Below are 14,340 nucleotides of genomic sequence, written 5' to 3'. Positions count from 1 at the left end.
ACAGTCCTGCCCCGGTACCGGTTTGATTCAGGAACGATTCTCGTTTGCTTTATCATCCGAACGTTCCTATTTCACAGAAAGCACCCCGGCCCATGTCCATCCGCCTCAAGACCCTGCTGCTCACCTGCGTCCTGGCTGCCGCCGGCACCGCCAGCGCGCAGGAAGAAAAGGTGCTCAACCTCTACTCCGCACGCCACTACGCCACGGATGAGGCGCTGTACGAAGGCTTTACCAAGACCACCGGCATCAAGATCAACCGCGTGGACTCGGACGACGCCGGCATCATGGCGCGCCTGAAGGCCGAGGGCGCTGCCTCGCCTGCCGACATCATCTTGCTGGTGGACGCCGCACGCTTTTACCGCGGCGAAACCGAGGGCCTGTTTCTGCCCGTGCGCTCCAAGCTGCTGGAGGACGTCATTCCGGCCAACCTGCGGGCCCAGCCGGCGCCGGATGGCGGCATCGCCTGGTTCGGCCTGTCCACGCGGGCCCGCGTCATCGTCTATAACAAGGCCAAGGTCAAGCCCGAGGACGTGGACACGTACGAGGAGCTGGGCGACCCCAAGAACCGCGACCGGCTGTGCATCCGCTCGGGCTCGCACCCCTACAACCTGAGCCTGTTCGGCGCCGTGATGGAGCACATGGGCGAGCAAAAGACGCAAGCTTGGCTCAAGGGCATGGTGGACAACATGGCGCGCTGGCCCAAGGGCGGCGACACCGACCAGATCAAGGCAGTGGCCACGGGCGAGTGCGAAGTGGCCGTGACCAACAGCTACTACCTGGCGCGCATCATGCGTTCGGACAAGGCCGACGACAAAGCCATCATGCAAAAAGTGGGCGTGGTGTTCCCCAACCAGGACTCCTGGGGCACGCACCTGAACATCGCCGGCGGCGGCGTGGCACGCCATGCCAAGCACAAGGACAACGCGATCCGGTTCCTGGAATACCTGGCCAGCCCCGAGGCGCAGAATTATTTCGCCAACGCCAACAACGAATGGCCGGCCGCCAAAGGCGTGGAGCTGGACAACCCGGCCCTGAAGGCAATGACGGGCGGCAAGCCCTTCAAGGCCGAAACCATCCCGATCGGCGCGGTGGGCGCCAATCAGGTCAAGGTGCAGCAGATGCTGGACCGTGTGGGCTTCCGCTGATCGCCCGCCCCTTGCTCCCGAATGCCCGGTCCTGCCGGGCATTTTTTTGCCCGGGCGTCAGTGATAATTGACGTTTACGTCAACGGCACTACAGGAGACAGCCACATGGACATCAAGGGCAAGGTATTCATCGTCACGGGCGGCGCATCCGGCTTGGGCGAAGGCACGGCACGCATGCTGGCGCAGGCCGGCGGCACGGTGGTCATCGCCGACATGCAGGCGGACAAGGGCGAGGCCGTGGCGCGCGAGATCGGTGGCGCCTTTGTGCGCTGCGATGTGAGCAGCGAGGCCGACGGCCAGGCCGTAGTGGCCAAGGCCACGTCGCTCGGCAAGCTGGTGGGCCTGGTCAACTGCGCCGGCATTGCCCCGGCCGAGAAGACCGTGGGCAAGAACGGCGCGCACGCCCTGGCCACCTTTGCCAAGACCATCACCGTCAACCTGGTGGGCAGCTTCAACATGATCCGCCTGGCCGCCGAGGCCATGAGCAAGAACGAGCCCGAAGCCACCGGCGAGCGTGGCGTGATGATCTCCACCGCCAGCGTGGCGGCGTATGACGGGCAGATCGGCCAGGCAGCGTACGCGGCCTCCAAGGGCGGCGTGGTCGGCATGACGCTGCCCATCGCCCGCGACCTGGCGCGTAACGGCATCCGCAACATGACCATCGCCCCGGGCATCTTCGGCACGCCCATGCTGTTCGGCATGCCGCAGGAGGTGCAGGACGCGCTGGCCGCTGGCGTGCCCTTCCCCAGCCGCCTGGGCACGCCCGAGGACTACGCCAAGCTGGTGCGCCACATCGTCGAGAACGACATGCTCAACGGCGAGGTGATCCGGCTGGACGGTGCCATCCGCCTGGCACCGAAGTGATCTCTTTTTGATAGCGCCCCGCGCTTGCCACGCCTGCACTGCAGGCGTTTTTCATGCGTATGGGGCGGGGTTTGAAGCAAAAAAAAGGGCTGCATCTCGCGATGCAGCCCTTTTCAAACTCTGGCGGAGTGGACGGGACTCGAACCCGCGACCCCCGGCGTGACAGGCCGGTATTCTAACCAACTGAACTACCACTCCCGCGGTAGCTGCGTTGCGACTCTGGTGAGTCCAAGTGCAGCCAAACTTGGCGACCCTACGGGGATTCGAACCCCGGTACCTACCGTGAAAGGGTAGTGTCCTAGGCCTCTAGACGATAGGGTCAAAACCTAAGAACTTGCGTTCAAAAACAACCAGTGGTGGAGGTAAACGGGATCGAACCGATGACCTCTTGCATGCCATGCAAGCGCTCTCCCAGCTGAGCTATACCCCCGAAAACTTTGGCGGAGTGGACGGGACTCGAACCCGCGACCCCCGGCGTGACAGGCCGGTATTCTAACCAACTGAACTACCACTCCCGCGGTAGCTGCGTTGCGACTCTGGTGAGTCCAAGTGCAGCCAAACTTGGCGACCCTACGGGGATTCGAACCCCGGTACCTACCGTGAAAGGGTAGTGTCCTAGGCCTCTAGACGATAGGGTCAAAACCTAAGAACTTGCGTTCAAAAACAACCAGTGGTGGAGGTAAACGGGATCGAACCGATGACCTCTTGCATGCCATGCAAGCGCTCTCCCAGCTGAGCTATACCCCCACTCAGACAACAAAGGCAATCGCTTGCCGCCGCCATCTGCTGAGCCTCGAATTATAGACAGGTTTTCAGAGGCTTTTCAAACGCGCCAGGATTTTTTCGCGTCCGAGCAATTCCAGCACCGCATCCACCGATGGCGTGTGCGCCGTGCCCAGGGTCAGCACGCGCACCGGCATGGCCAGCTGCGGCATCTTGGCGCCCTGCTCTTTCAGCACCTGCTTGATGGCGGCGGCGATCGATTCCCGGTCCCACTGCACGGCGGCGATGGCGGCGGCAAAAGCCTCCAGCAGCGCGGCCGGAGCCTGCGTCAGGTGCTTTGCCGCGTCCTCGTCGTTGCGCTCGATGGCGTCCACGTAGAACAGCCGCGCCCAGCCGGCCAGGTCCACCAGCGTGTCGCAGCGGTCCTTGAACAGCGCGCAGATGCGCGGCAGGCGATCATCGTGGTCCAGCTGCCCGGCGCCCACGCCGGTCTGCAGCACGAAGGGGCGCACCAGCGTGGCCAGCTGCGCGTCGTCCAGCGCCCTCAGGTGCTGGGCATTGACCCAGCGCAGCTTGGCCTCGTCGAACTGGCCGGCGCTGCGGCCCAGGTGGTCCAGGCCGAACCACTGCAGAAACTGCGCGCGCGAGAAGATCTCGTCGTCGCCGTGGCTCCAGCCCAGACGCGCCAGGTAGTTGACCATGGCATCAGGCAGATAGCCCTCGGCCGCGTACTGGGTGACGGCCTTGGCGCCGTTCCTCTTGCTCATCTTCTCGCCCTGCTCGTTGAGCACGGTGGGCAGGTGGGCAAAGACCGGCACGGCCGCTCCGAGGGCCTCGAATATGTGGATCTGGCGCGGCGTGTTGTTCACGTGGTCATCGCCGCGGATCACGTGGGTGATGCGCATGTCGATGTCGTCCACGCAGACGCAGAAGTTGTACGTGGGCGTGCCGTCCGGGCGGGCGATGACCAGGTCGTCGAGTTCGCTGTTCTGGAACTCGATGCGGCCCTTGCACTTGTCATCCCAGGCGACCACGCCGTCCTGCGGCGTCTTGAAGCGCAGCACGGGCTGCACGCCCTCCGGCACGGGTGGCAGCACCTTGCCGGGCTCGGGCCGCCAGGTGCCGTCGTAGCGGGGCTTTTCCTTGGCGGCGGTCTGGCGCTCGCGCAGGGCGTCCAGCTCCTCCACGCTCATGTAGCAGGGATAGACGTGGCCGCTGGCGACCAGTTGCGCCAGCACGGCGCGATAGCGGTCCATGCGCTGCATCTGGAAGAACGGGCCCTCGTCGATGTCCAGCTGCAGCCACTGCATGCCTTCCAGGATCACGTCCACGGCGGCCTGGGTGGAGCGCTCCACGTCCGTGTCCTCGATGCGCAGGATGAAGTCGCCGCCCTGCGAGCGCGCGAACGCCCAGGGGTACAGCGCCGAGCGAATGTTGCCCAGGTGGATGAAGCCCGTAGGGGACGGGGCGAAGCGGGTGCGGACTTTGGTGTTTGTGGTCATGCGAGGGTATCCAGGCCGCGCAACAGGTCGGCCTTCAGATCGTCGAGATGTTCCAGGCCCACGGAAACGCGGACCAGCCCTTGGCCGATGCCGGCGGCGGCGCGCTGCTCTTCGCTCAGGCGCCCGTGCGAGGTGCTGGCCGGGTGGGTGATGGTGGTCTTCACGTCGCCCAGGTTGGCGGTGATGGAGCACACGCGGGTGCTGTCGATCACGTGAAAGGCGTTGGCGCGCAGCTGCTGCGGCCCCTGCCCCACCACGTCGAACGCCAGCACCGGCCCGCCCAGGCCGCCCTGCTGGCGCATGGCCAGCTCGTGCTGCGGGTGGCTGGCTAGGCCCGAGTAATGCACGCGGGCGACCTTGGGGTGCTGCTCCAGCCACGCGGCCAGGTCCAGGGCCGCCGCGCTCTGCGCGCGCACGCGCAGGCCCAGGGTCTCCAGGCCCTTGAGCACCACCCAGGCGTTGAAGGGCGACAGGTTCAGCCCCGCGCTGCGCATGAAAGTGCCCATGACCTTGTCCACCAGCGCCCGCGTGCCGCAGACGGCGCCGGACATGACGCGGCCCTGGCCCTCCAGGATCTTGGTGCCCGAATAGACCACCAGGTCGGCGCCCAGCAGCGCCGGGCGCTGCAGCACGGGCGAGCAAAAGCTGTTGTCCACCGCCAGCAGGATGCCGCGCTCGTGCGCAACGGCAGCCAGCGCGGCGATGTCGCACAGGTCGCCCAGCGGGTTGGTGGGCGTCTCGGCAAACAGCAGGCGCGTGTTGGGGCGGATGGCCGCTGCCCAGGCCTGCACATCGGTCTGCGACACGAAGGTCGTCTCCACCCCGAAGCGCGCCATCTCGCTGCCCAGCAGTTTCAGCGTCGAGCCGAACATCGACTGCGAGGCCACCACGTGGTCGCCGCTCTTGAGCACCGTGAGCGCCATCAGGAGGATGGCCGACATGCCGGTGCCCGTGGCCACGGCGCATTCGGTGCCCTCCATGGCGGCCAGGCGGCGCTCGAAGCTGGCGACCGTGGGGTTGCCGGTGCGGGTGTAGGTATAGCCTTGCTCCTCGCCCGAGAAGCGGCGCGCGGCGCTGTCGCAGTCGCTTTGCACGAAGCTGCTGGTCAGGTACAGGGCTTCGCTGTGCTCGCCGAAGTGGCTGCGGGCGACGGCCTCGCGCACGGCCAGGGTCTCGGGGTGCAGGCCGTCGGGCAGGGTGGAATCGGTCACTGTGGAGGTCTCTTTTGTCAAAAACAATAGCTGCTGGCGCTTTATGGATGCTGCTTTCAAAGCATTTTCATGCTGAAACCGTTGTAGGCCAAGCGCTGGCAGCTCACCTTTCAGGAGCAGCAGCCCGCCTCAGGCCAGGTCCGCATTAGGCAGGGACAGGCGCGAAGTGTCCTCCTCATCCTCCTCGCCGTCTTTGCTGCCGCGGTTGCGCCCCGCGTTCAGCGCCGCCACGTCCTCGTCGGTGATGTCGCCCGTGACGTAGTGGCCGTCGAAGCACGAAGCCTCGAAGCCGGCCACCTGCGGGTTGATGCGGCCCACGGCCTGCTTCATGGCCTCCACGTCCTGGTAGATCAGCGCGTCGGCGCCGATCCACTGGCGGATCTCCTCGACCGTGCGGCCATGGGCGATCAGCTCCCCGGGCGTGGGCATGTCGATGCCATAGACGTTGGGAAAGCGCACCGGCGGCGCGGCCGAGGCCAGATAGACCTGGGTCGCGCCGGCGTCGCGCGCCATCTGCACGATCTCCTTGGAGGTCGTGCCGCGCACGATGGAGTCGTCCACCAGCAGCACGCGCTTGCCCTTGAATTCGCTGGCGATGGCGTTGAGCTTTTGGCGTACCGACTTCTTGCGCGTGGCCTGGCCCGGCATGATGAACGTGCGGCCCACGTAGCGGTTCTTCACGAAGCCCTCGCGGTACGGCAGGCCCAGCAGCTGCGCCAGCTGCATGGCGCTGGGGCGGCTCGATTCGGGCACCGGGATGATGGCGTCGATCTCGCTGGGCGGCACGGTGGAGACCACGCGCTTGGCCAGCGTCTCGCCCATGTTCAGGCGCGCCTGATAGACGGAGATGCCATCCATGATCGAATCCGGCCGGGCCAGATAGACGTACTCGAACATGCAGGGCATCAGCTGGCTGGCGGCGGCGCACTGCTGCGTCTCGATGCGGCCATCCTCGTGCACGAACACCGCCTCGCCCGGCGCCACGTCACGCTCCACCTGGTGCAGCGTGCCCTCCAGCGCCACGGATTCGCTGGCCAGCATCACGCTGCCGTCCGCGCCGCGGCCCAGGCACAGGGGGCGGATGCCGAACGGGTCGCGAAACGCCAGCAGGCCGTAGCCGGCAATCAGCGCGATCACGGCATAAGACCCCTTCACGCGCTGGTGCACGGCGCGCACGGCGGCAAAGACATCCTCGCTTTGCAGCGGCGCGCCGCGGCTGGCGCGGGCCAGCTCGTGCGCCAGCACGTTCAGCAGCACCTCGGAGTCGCTCTCGGTGTTGGTGTGGCGGTGGTCGGTCTCCGACAGCTCGCGGCGCAGCTGGCGCGCGTTGGTCAGGTTGCCGTTGTGCACCATGACGATGCCGAACGGCGCGTTCACGTAAAACGGCTGGGCCTCTTCCTCGCTCGCGGCATTGCCCGCCGTGGGGTAGCGCACCTGCCCCAGGCCGGCGTTGCCGGGTAGCGCCCGCATGTTGCGCGTGCGGAACACGTCGCGCACCATGCCCTTGGCCTTGTGCATGAAGAACTTGCGCCCTTCCTGGGTGACGATGCCGGCCGCGTCCTGGCCGCGGTGCTGCAGCAGCAGCAGCGCGTCGTAGATGAGCTGGTTCACGGGGTTGGCGCTGACCACGCCGACGATTCCACACATAGATGTTTCTCGCGCTGAAGTGAGTGAGTGTGCTGTGTTGCCAAGAGGCCGCTTGTGGCCGCCCCCAAAAAATAGTCGTCCGCCCGCCGGCCCTACCAGACCGGCACATGCCTTCCCATCGCCTGCGGCAGCGCCGGCTGCAGGCCTTGCAGGGCCAGCTGCAGCAGCGGCGCGCCCTGCGACTGGCGCCACCAGGGCGCATCGCCCAGCTGCATCCAGCCCACCACCAGGGTGCCCGCCAGCAGCAGCACCACGCCGCGCAGCACGCCGAACAGCGCGCCCAGCGCCCGGTCGGCCGGCCGCAGGCCCACGGCATCGACCAGCTTCTTGAGCAGCCAGGCCAGCAGCGAGCAGGCAAACACCGCCGCGATGAATACCAGCGCGAAGCCGGCCACGTGCCGCCAGGCGGCATCGGGCTCGCCCATCGGCAGCCGCTCGCCGACGTCGGCCGCAAACCACTGCGCCGCAAAAAACGCTGCCACCCAGCCGGCCAGCGACAGCAGCTCGAACACCAGCCCGCGCCACGCCCCGATGAGCAGCGACGCGCCCAGCACCGCCACGAAGATCCAGTCCAGTGCCGCCATTGGGCAGTCGTGCGTGTGGGTGGACGAAAAAGAAGGGCCGCGCGGCGCGCGCGCCTACAGCGCCAGCACGGCACCGGACAGGCCGGCGCCCTTGACGCGCTCGGCCGCCTTGTCGGCCTCGGCGCGGCTGGAAAACGGCCCCACGCGCACGCGGGTGCGGCGCCCGTCCCTGGTGTCCACCGCCTGGGTGTAGGCCTTCAGGCCCGATCGCTCCAGCCTGCCCTGCACCTCGCGCGCCTTGTCGGCATCGGCAAAGGCGCCCACCTGCACGATGAAGCGGCCTGCGGCCTCGGCAGCAGGCGCGGCCGGCGCCGGCTGGCGCCCCTCCAGCAGCGCACGGGCCCGGGCAGCGTCGTCGCTGCGCGCGGCGGGCCGGGGGTCCGGCCTGGGTTCGGGCTTGGGCTCCGGTTTAGCCTCCGGCTTGGGCTCGGGTCGGGGTTCAGGCTTGTGCTCGGCCTTCGGCTCAGGTTTGGGGTCCGGCTTCGGCTCGGGCTTGGGGGCGGGCGGCGGTGCCAGCACGGGCGCAGCGGCAGGCAGCAGCTCTTCGCCGTCGCCCAGGCCGGCCGAGGCGCTCTCGCGCATCGCCGGCGCTGCAGCCGGCTCGGCCTCGTGCGGCACCACCAGCGGCGCGACCTTGTTGCGGTCAGGAATGTCGATGGCCACGTTCACGGGGATGGGCCGCGGCTGCGAGTCGAACAGCAGCGGAAAGCCCACCACACCGGCCAGCACCAGCACGGCGGCTCCGATCAGGCGGTGGCGTGCGCGGCGGCGCATGTCCTCCAGGCTTTCGGCCTGAGGGGCGCGCGCGGCGGGGGAGGATGACGCACGCCTGGCCGGCTTGGCCTTGTCGGCCTGCGCCTGGGCCTTGCCGGGCCAGCGAAACTTGAAAAATGCCATGGACAGGGGGAGGAAGGGCTTGGCCTTGGAACGCGTTTACGCTCTCCGCGCGCGGGGGCGCGGGATGCGGATCGGGATGGGCTGCGAGGAGCAAACCGCAGCGATAGCCTGTGCTATCGCGAGGATTTGCAACGAAGCAGACCGCCCGAGGCCGCGACTGCACACCCGCGCGGAGATCGTAAACACGTTCCTAAGCCCCCAGGTGCTTGGCCTGCAGGCGGGGCACCCCCTGCTGGAGCACGCCACCCACCGTGTAGAAGGAGCCAAAGACGACGATTCTATCAGCCGGGTCTGCCACCTCCATGACGGCGGCGAGCGCCTGCAGCGGGCTGGCGTGGGTGCTGGTGGGCACTTCGCGCTGGGCGCCGGCGGCGATCTGCAGGGCGCCCCAGCGCTGCTGCAGCTGCTGCGCCGTGAGGGCGCGCGGCGTGTCCAGGTTGGTGAAGTACCAGCGGTCGATCAGCGGGCCGACCTTGGCCAGCATGGGCGCGAGATCCTTGTCCGCCATGGCACCGAAGATGGCATGCGTGGTGGGAAAGTAGCCCATAGCGTCCAGGTTGGCCGTGAGGGCCGCCACCGAGTGCGGGTTGTGCGCCACGTCCAGCACCAGCGCGGGCTGGCCGGGCACGATCTGGAAGCGCCCGGGCAACTCCACCAGCGCCAGGCCGGCGCGCACCGCCTGCGCAGTGATCGGCAGCTGCTCGCGCAGCGCCTCCAGCGCGGCCAGCGCGCCCGAGGCGTTGAGCAGCTGGTTGGCCCCGCGCAGCGCCGGGTAGGCCAGGCCGGCATAGCGCCGCCCGCGCCCGGCCCAGGCCCACTGCTGCTTGTCGCCGGTGTAGTTGAAGTCCTGGCCGAAGCGCCACAGGTCGGCGCCGATCTCGCGGGCACGCTCGATCACGCTGGCCGGCGGCACGGGGTCGCTCACGATCACCGGGCGGCCGGCGCGCATGATGCCCGCCTTCTCGCGGCCGATGCTCTCGCGGTCGGGGCCGAGGAATTCCACATGGTCCACGTCCACGCTGGTGATCACGGCGCAGTCGGCATCGATGATGTTGGTGGCGTCCAGCCGCCCGCCCAGGCCGACCTCCAGGATGGCCACGTCCAGCGGCGCCTGGCTCATCAGCCGCAGGATGGCCAGGGTGGTGAATTCGAAGTAGGTCAGCGAGACCTCGTCCCCGTCCTGCGTGCGGGCGCGCTCCACCGCCTCGAAGTGCGGCGCCAGGGCGTCGGCGGCCACGCTCTCGCCGCGGATGCGGCAGCGCTCTTCGAAGCGCACCAGGTGCGGCGAGGTATAGACCCCGGGGCGGTAGCCGGCCTGCAGGCAGACGGCCTCCAGCATGGCGCAGGTCGAGCCCTTGCCGTTGGTGCCGGCCACGGTGATGACCGGGCACTTGAAGGCCAGCTGCAGCCGCCGGGCCACCTCGCCCACGCGCTCCAGGCCCATCTCGATGTTCTTGGGGTGCAGCTGCTCGCAGTGGTGCAGCCAGTCGGACAGGGTCTTGGCGGTGGCGGTTTGCATGGCGGGCGTGATTGTCGCCGAGCCGGGCATGGCCCATGATCGGCGGCCATGAGTACCCCCACCGTCACCCTCTACGGCATTCCCAACTGCGACACCGTGAAGAAGGCCCGCGCCTGGCTGGCCGAGCGCGGCGTGCCGCACGCCTTGCACGACTTCAAGAAGCTGGGCGTGCCGGCTGACCGGCTGCAGCAGTGGCTGCAGGCCGCCGGCCCCGAGCGCGTGCTCAACCGCCAGGGCACCACCTGGCGGCGCCTGGACGCAGCCACGCAGGCCCGCGCCGCCGACCCGGCCGGCCTGGCTGCGCTGCTGCTCGCGCAGCCTTCGCTCATCAAGCGCCCGGTGGTGGAGTGGGGCGACGCCATCACCGTGGGCTTTGCGCCGCAGGCCTGGGACGAGCGGCTGGCCGCGCGCGCCGCTGCCTGACCCGCGCCTTTACGCATCTTTACGTCTGGCCACACCAGGGTTGACGGGCGCAGGCGAAACTTCCCGCATTACTGGCGCGTTATCTGCCAACCGAAAGGAGCTTTTCGCCCATGACCATGACTTTCAAGACCTTCGCGCTCGCCGCCCTGGCCGCCAGCGCCGCGCTGGCCGCCCAGGCGCAGGAGATGGGCCGCGTGCTGTCGGCCACGCCCATTACCCAGCAAGTCGCCACGCCTCAGCAGGTCTGCGGCAACGAGACCATCTACAGCGGCGGGCGCGCGCCCAGCGGTGCGGGCGCCGTGCTGGGCGCCATCGCCGGCGGCGCGGCCGGCAATGCCATCGGCGGGGGCAGCGGCCGGGCCGCAGCCACGGCCATCGGGCTGATCGGCGGCGCCGTGCTGGGCAACAGCATCGAGTCCGGCCGCCCCGGCTACGAGAACGTGCAGCGCTGCACCACCGAGACCTACTACGACAACCGCGTCATCGGCTATGACGTGGTGTATGAATACGCCGGCCGCCAGTACAGCACCCGCACGCAGACCGACCCGGGCAGCTGGATCGCCCTGAGCGTGCAGCCGGCCGTGCCCGGCATGGCCCAGCCGCCCTACCCGGGCCAGGCCCCTTACCCCAGCCAGCCGCCCTACCCCGGCCAGGCGCCGGTTTACGGCGACGGCGGGCGCTACGTGCAGCCGGGCGTGGTGGTGGCCACTCCGCCCGGGCCGCCGGCGTACATGACGCCGCCCGTCACCGTGATCGAATACCGCGACAGCTGGGGCAATCCCTACCGCCCGCCGCGCCACTACCGCGACCGCTACTGAGCCGCGCGCGCCTGTCCAGGGAGCCTCTCGGGGCTCCCTTTTCTTTGCCCGCCTAAAATCGCGGGTTTTGTCCACCCGCGGGCCCTCCTTCTCCATGACCACCCAGCAGCTAGCCGGCGCCACCGTCGCCCCCCAGGCCAACGTCTATTTCGATGGCAAGTGCGTGAGCCACAGCCTGAGCTGGCCCGACGGCACGAAGAAATCCGTAGGCGTCATCCTGCCGGCCACCCTCACGTTCCGCACCGGCGCGCCCGAGGTCATGGAGTGCGTCGCAGGCAGCTGCCATTACCGCCTGCAGGGCACCGACGCCTGGCTCGGCTGCCACGCCGGAGAGCGCTTCGAGGTGCCCGGCCAGTCCAGCTTCGACATCCGCGTGGACGAGGCCTTCCACTACATCTGCCACTTCGGCTGATCCCCCTTTTCTCCTCTTCTGACTGCATCCGCCATGGCAACCATCTTGCAAAACCTCCCCGTCGGCCAGAAGGTCGGCATCGCCTTCTCCGGCGGCCTGGACACCAGCGCCGCGCTGCGCTGGATGAAGAACAAAGGTGCCCTGCCCTACGCCTACACGGCCAACCTGGGTCAGCCCGACGAGGAAGACTACGACGCCATCCCGCGCAAGGCCATGGAGTACGGCGCTGAAAAAGCCCGCCTGATCGACTGCCGCACCCAGCTGGCGCACGAGGGCGTGGCCGCCATCCAGGCCGGCGCGTTTCACGTCAGCACCGGCGGCGCCACCTACTTCAACACCACGCCGCTGGGCCGCGCCGTGACGGGCACCATGCTGGTGGCCGCGATGAAGGAAGACGACGTCCACATCTGGGGCGATGGCTCGACCTACAAGGGCAACGACATCGAGCGCTTTTACCGCTACGGCCTGCTGACCAACCCGCAACTGCAGATCTACAAGCCCTGGCTGGACCAGGCCTTCATCGACGAGCTGGGCGGGCGCGCCGAGATGTCGGCCTTCATGACGAAGGAAGGCTTCGGCTACAAGATGAGCGCCGAGAAGGCCTACAGCACCGACAGCAACATGCTGGGCGCCACGCACGAGGCCAAGGACCTGGAGTTCCTCTCCAGCGGCATCCGCATCGTCAACCCCATCATGGGCGTGGCGTTCTGGAAACCCGAGGTCGAGGTCAAGGCCGAGGAAGTCTCCGTCACCTTCGAAGAGGGCCGCCCCGTGGCGCTGAACGGCCGCGCCATCGACGACCTGGTGGAGCTGTTCCTGGAGGCCAACCGCATCGGGGGCCGCCATGGTCTGGGCATGAGCGACCAGATCGAGAACCGCATCATCGAGGCCAAGAGCCGCGGCATCTACGAAGCCCCCGGCATGGCGCTGCTGCACATCGCCTACGAGCGCCTGGTGACCGGCATCCACAACGAAGACACCATCGAGCAGTACCGCGTGAACGGCCTCAAACTGGGCCGCCTGCTGTACCAGGGCCGCTGGTTCGACCCCCAGGCCATCATGCTGCGCGAGACCGCCCAGCGCTGGGTGGCCCGCGCCGTCACGGGCACCGTCACGCTGGAGCTGCGCCGCGGCAACGACTACTCGCTGCTGAACACCGACAGCCCCAACCTCACCTACGCGCCCGAGCGCCTGTCCATGGAGAAGGTGGAAGACGCGCCCTTCAGCCCGCTGGACCGCATCGGCCAGCTCACATTGCGCAACCTGGACATCTCCGACACCCGCGACAAGCTGGGCGTGTACGCGCGCGCCGGCCTGCTGTCGCTGGGCGGCAATGCGGCGCTGGCGCAGCTGGAAGGCGATTCGCTCGCCAACGGCCAGTAAGCATCAAATCGGCCTCCAGCGCTTGCCAGACAAGCGCTGGAAGCTATCAGAACAGAAGCAACCGCCCGGCTCGCCAGCCGGGCGGTTTTGTTTCTGCAATCAGCTCTTCAGCCACTAAATGGACTGAATTTGGACATTGCCGTGTTTGCATCTCACACGGCCGGAAAGCCCCGAAGCCGCATTGCATCCCTGACGCTGGACGACAAATCACTGTCGCAAGGACAGCCGTGGCATCCCGCTTCCCAGGTCAGGACTGAGCACCAGTCTTGATGCAGGTCAGGCACGCTATGCATCCCACTGGATGCGTCGCCCATGTTGTAAGTTTTGAGTCAAGAAACATTCATAGATTATTTGATTCATTTACTTACATAGAGGGACTTATGGCTTTCGCTCAAAAACTGATCACGTTGACGGTGGCGGCGTCTTTCGGTCTGGTGGGATGTGCGACGTCCTCCAAAGACGTCGCGTCTTCATACGTCTCGCCAGTGCAGTACCAGGGTTATGACTGCGAACAGATCGCGGCTGAAAACCAGCGTCTGGCAGCGCGTGTAGCGCAGCTGGGTGGCCGCCTGGATGAAGCGTCAGCCAACGACAAGGCCATCATGGGAGTTGGCTTGGTGCTTTTCTGGCCTGCCCTCTTTGCACTGGGCGGGACAAAGCAACAGGAAGCGGAATACGCCCGCCTCAAGGGCGAGCACGATGCCCTGCAACAGGCATCCGTAGTTAAAAAATGCGGCATGCTGACCGCCAAACAGGAGGCGCTGCCTGCGTCTACTCCGACTGCCGAGCCCACGGTTGCCGTTACTAATGCGTCCGCGAAGCCAGTGGTTGCATCCGAGAAACCTTGATCGCTGCAGCCGCCCCCTCCTTTGTCTCGTTGTCGGTATCAGCGGCGGTGGCACCCTTTCGAGGCGCTGCTCCACCGCCAAGCAGGCCCCTCGTTCAAGGCACGGTTGGCAGCCATGACACCAGCCCTACGGCAAGCGCGGCTGGAGTACGGCAAGCAGGATCGCTACCGGCGCCCCCTGTGCAGCGAACGCACGGGTAGCGCCGGATGAGCCGCAAGCGCTTGACATGGGCGCACCGCAGTCATTCAAGGTATGGCCTAGTGGTATGGGGCCTGCTCGCATGAGCAGACAGCCCGGGTGGGGCCGCTAGGAGTTTGCGGAGACCGAACCAGGGCACAAGCGATGAGCCAACGACAACGCGTAT

General features: G+C 67.4%; 13 protein-coding genes and 6 tRNA genes. 7 read left to right on the top strand and 12 right to left on the bottom strand.

Annotated features, from left to right (window positions below):
- Positions 1-92 precede the first annotated feature (92 nt).
- On the top strand, positions 93-1,145 hold the full coding sequence (locus C7H73_RS07540) for an extracellular solute-binding protein (RefSeq protein WP_106846077.1): 1,053 nt from the start codon (positions 93-95) through the stop codon (positions 1,143-1,145).
- 105 nt (positions 1,146-1,250) lie between these two features.
- Positions 1,251-2,009: a 3-hydroxyacyl-CoA dehydrogenase gene (locus tag C7H73_RS07535; RefSeq protein ID WP_106846076.1), complete on the top strand. Its 759-nt coding sequence runs from the start codon at positions 1,251-1,253 to the stop codon at positions 2,007-2,009.
- A 121-nt stretch (positions 2,010-2,130) separates the two neighbouring features.
- On the opposite strand, the gene C7H73_RS07530 is transcribed toward C7H73_RS07535, so the two are convergent.
- The 12 genes from C7H73_RS07530 to folC all read right to left on the bottom strand — a co-directional run bounded on the left by C7H73_RS07530 (position 2,131) and on the right by folC (position 10,092).
- Positions 2,131-2,207 (bottom strand) — tRNA-Asp (locus C7H73_RS07530).
- 47 nt (positions 2,208-2,254) lie between these two features.
- A tRNA-Glu gene (locus C7H73_RS07525) sits at positions 2,255-2,330 on the bottom strand.
- Positions 2,331-2,363: 33 nt separating this feature from the next.
- A tRNA-Ala gene (locus C7H73_RS07520) sits at positions 2,364-2,439 on the bottom strand.
- Between the two features lie 8 nt (positions 2,440-2,447).
- A tRNA-Asp gene (locus tag C7H73_RS07515) sits at positions 2,448-2,524 on the bottom strand.
- A 47-nt stretch (positions 2,525-2,571) separates the two neighbouring features.
- Positions 2,572-2,647 (bottom strand) — tRNA-Glu (locus C7H73_RS07510).
- Between the two features lie 33 nt (positions 2,648-2,680).
- A tRNA-Ala gene (locus tag C7H73_RS07505) sits at positions 2,681-2,756 on the bottom strand.
- 65 nt (positions 2,757-2,821) lie between these two features.
- Positions 2,822-4,234, bottom strand: a complete 1,413-nt coding sequence (gene gltX / locus C7H73_RS07500; RefSeq protein WP_106846075.1) for a glutamate--tRNA ligase — start codon at positions 4,232-4,234, stop codon at positions 2,822-2,824.
- The gene (locus tag C7H73_RS07495) at positions 4,231-5,445 is read right to left on the bottom strand and encodes an O-succinylhomoserine sulfhydrylase (RefSeq protein ID WP_106846074.1); all 1,215 of its coding nucleotides are present in this window, start codon (positions 5,443-5,445) and stop codon (positions 4,231-4,233) included. Before C7H73_RS07495 ends, gltX begins: the two co-directional genes overlap by 4 nt.
- Before the next feature lie 129 nt (positions 5,446-5,574).
- The gene (purF, locus tag C7H73_RS07490; RefSeq protein WP_106846073.1) at positions 5,575-7,092 is read right to left on the bottom strand and encodes an amidophosphoribosyltransferase; all 1,518 of its coding nucleotides are present in this window, start codon (positions 7,090-7,092) and stop codon (positions 5,575-5,577) included.
- A 92-nt stretch (positions 7,093-7,184) separates the two neighbouring features.
- Positions 7,185-7,676 carry a CvpA family protein gene (locus C7H73_RS07485; protein WP_106846072.1) on the bottom strand — a complete coding sequence of 164 codons (492 nt, stop codon included), beginning with the start codon at positions 7,674-7,676 and terminating at the stop codon, positions 7,185-7,187.
- 54 nt (positions 7,677-7,730) lie between these two features.
- The gene (locus C7H73_RS07480) at positions 7,731-8,573 is read right to left on the bottom strand and encodes an SPOR domain-containing protein (RefSeq protein ID WP_106846071.1); all 843 of its coding nucleotides are present in this window, start codon (positions 8,571-8,573) and stop codon (positions 7,731-7,733) included.
- A 190-nt stretch (positions 8,574-8,763) separates the two neighbouring features.
- Positions 8,764-10,092, bottom strand: a complete 1,329-nt coding sequence (gene folC / locus C7H73_RS07475; RefSeq protein WP_106846070.1) for a bifunctional tetrahydrofolate synthase/dihydrofolate synthase — start codon at positions 10,090-10,092, stop codon at positions 8,764-8,766.
- A 48-nt stretch (positions 10,093-10,140) separates the two neighbouring features.
- Here folC and C7H73_RS07470 point away from each other — a divergent pair, with 48 nt between their 5' ends.
- The 5 genes from C7H73_RS07470 to C7H73_RS07450 all read left to right on the top strand — a co-directional run bounded on the left by C7H73_RS07470 (position 10,141) and on the right by C7H73_RS07450 (position 13,976).
- Positions 10,141-10,515 carry a Spx/MgsR family RNA polymerase-binding regulatory protein gene (locus C7H73_RS07470; RefSeq protein ID WP_106846069.1) on the top strand — a complete coding sequence of 125 codons (375 nt, stop codon included), beginning with the start codon at positions 10,141-10,143 and terminating at the stop codon, positions 10,513-10,515.
- Positions 10,516-10,625: 110 nt separating this feature from the next.
- Positions 10,626-11,333 (top strand): glycine zipper 2TM domain-containing protein, encoded by a 708-nt coding sequence (locus C7H73_RS07465; protein ID WP_405124785.1) that lies wholly within the window; start codon positions 10,626-10,628, stop codon positions 11,331-11,333.
- A gap of 94 nt (positions 11,334-11,427) precedes the next feature.
- Positions 11,428-11,745, top strand: a complete 318-nt coding sequence (gene ppnP, locus C7H73_RS07460; RefSeq protein WP_106846068.1) for a pyrimidine/purine nucleoside phosphorylase — start codon at positions 11,428-11,430, stop codon at positions 11,743-11,745.
- A gap of 33 nt (positions 11,746-11,778) precedes the next feature.
- Entirely contained in the window at positions 11,779-13,128 is a 1,350-nt protein-coding gene (argG, locus tag C7H73_RS07455) for an argininosuccinate synthase (RefSeq protein ID WP_106846067.1), read from the top strand.
- A 380-nt stretch (positions 13,129-13,508) separates the two neighbouring features.
- Positions 13,509-13,976 (top strand): hypothetical protein, encoded by a 468-nt coding sequence (locus C7H73_RS07450; protein ID WP_227001436.1) that lies wholly within the window; start codon positions 13,509-13,511, stop codon positions 13,974-13,976.
- Positions 13,977-14,340: the final 364 nt, after the last annotated feature.

The sequence above is a fragment of the Pulveribacter suum genome (genome assembly GCF_003013695.1).
GTDB lineage: Bacteria > Pseudomonadota > Gammaproteobacteria > Burkholderiales > Burkholderiaceae_C > Melaminivora > Melaminivora suum.
Note: the sequence above shows the minus strand (reverse complement) of the source record. Positions and strands in the feature narration are given on the sequence as shown.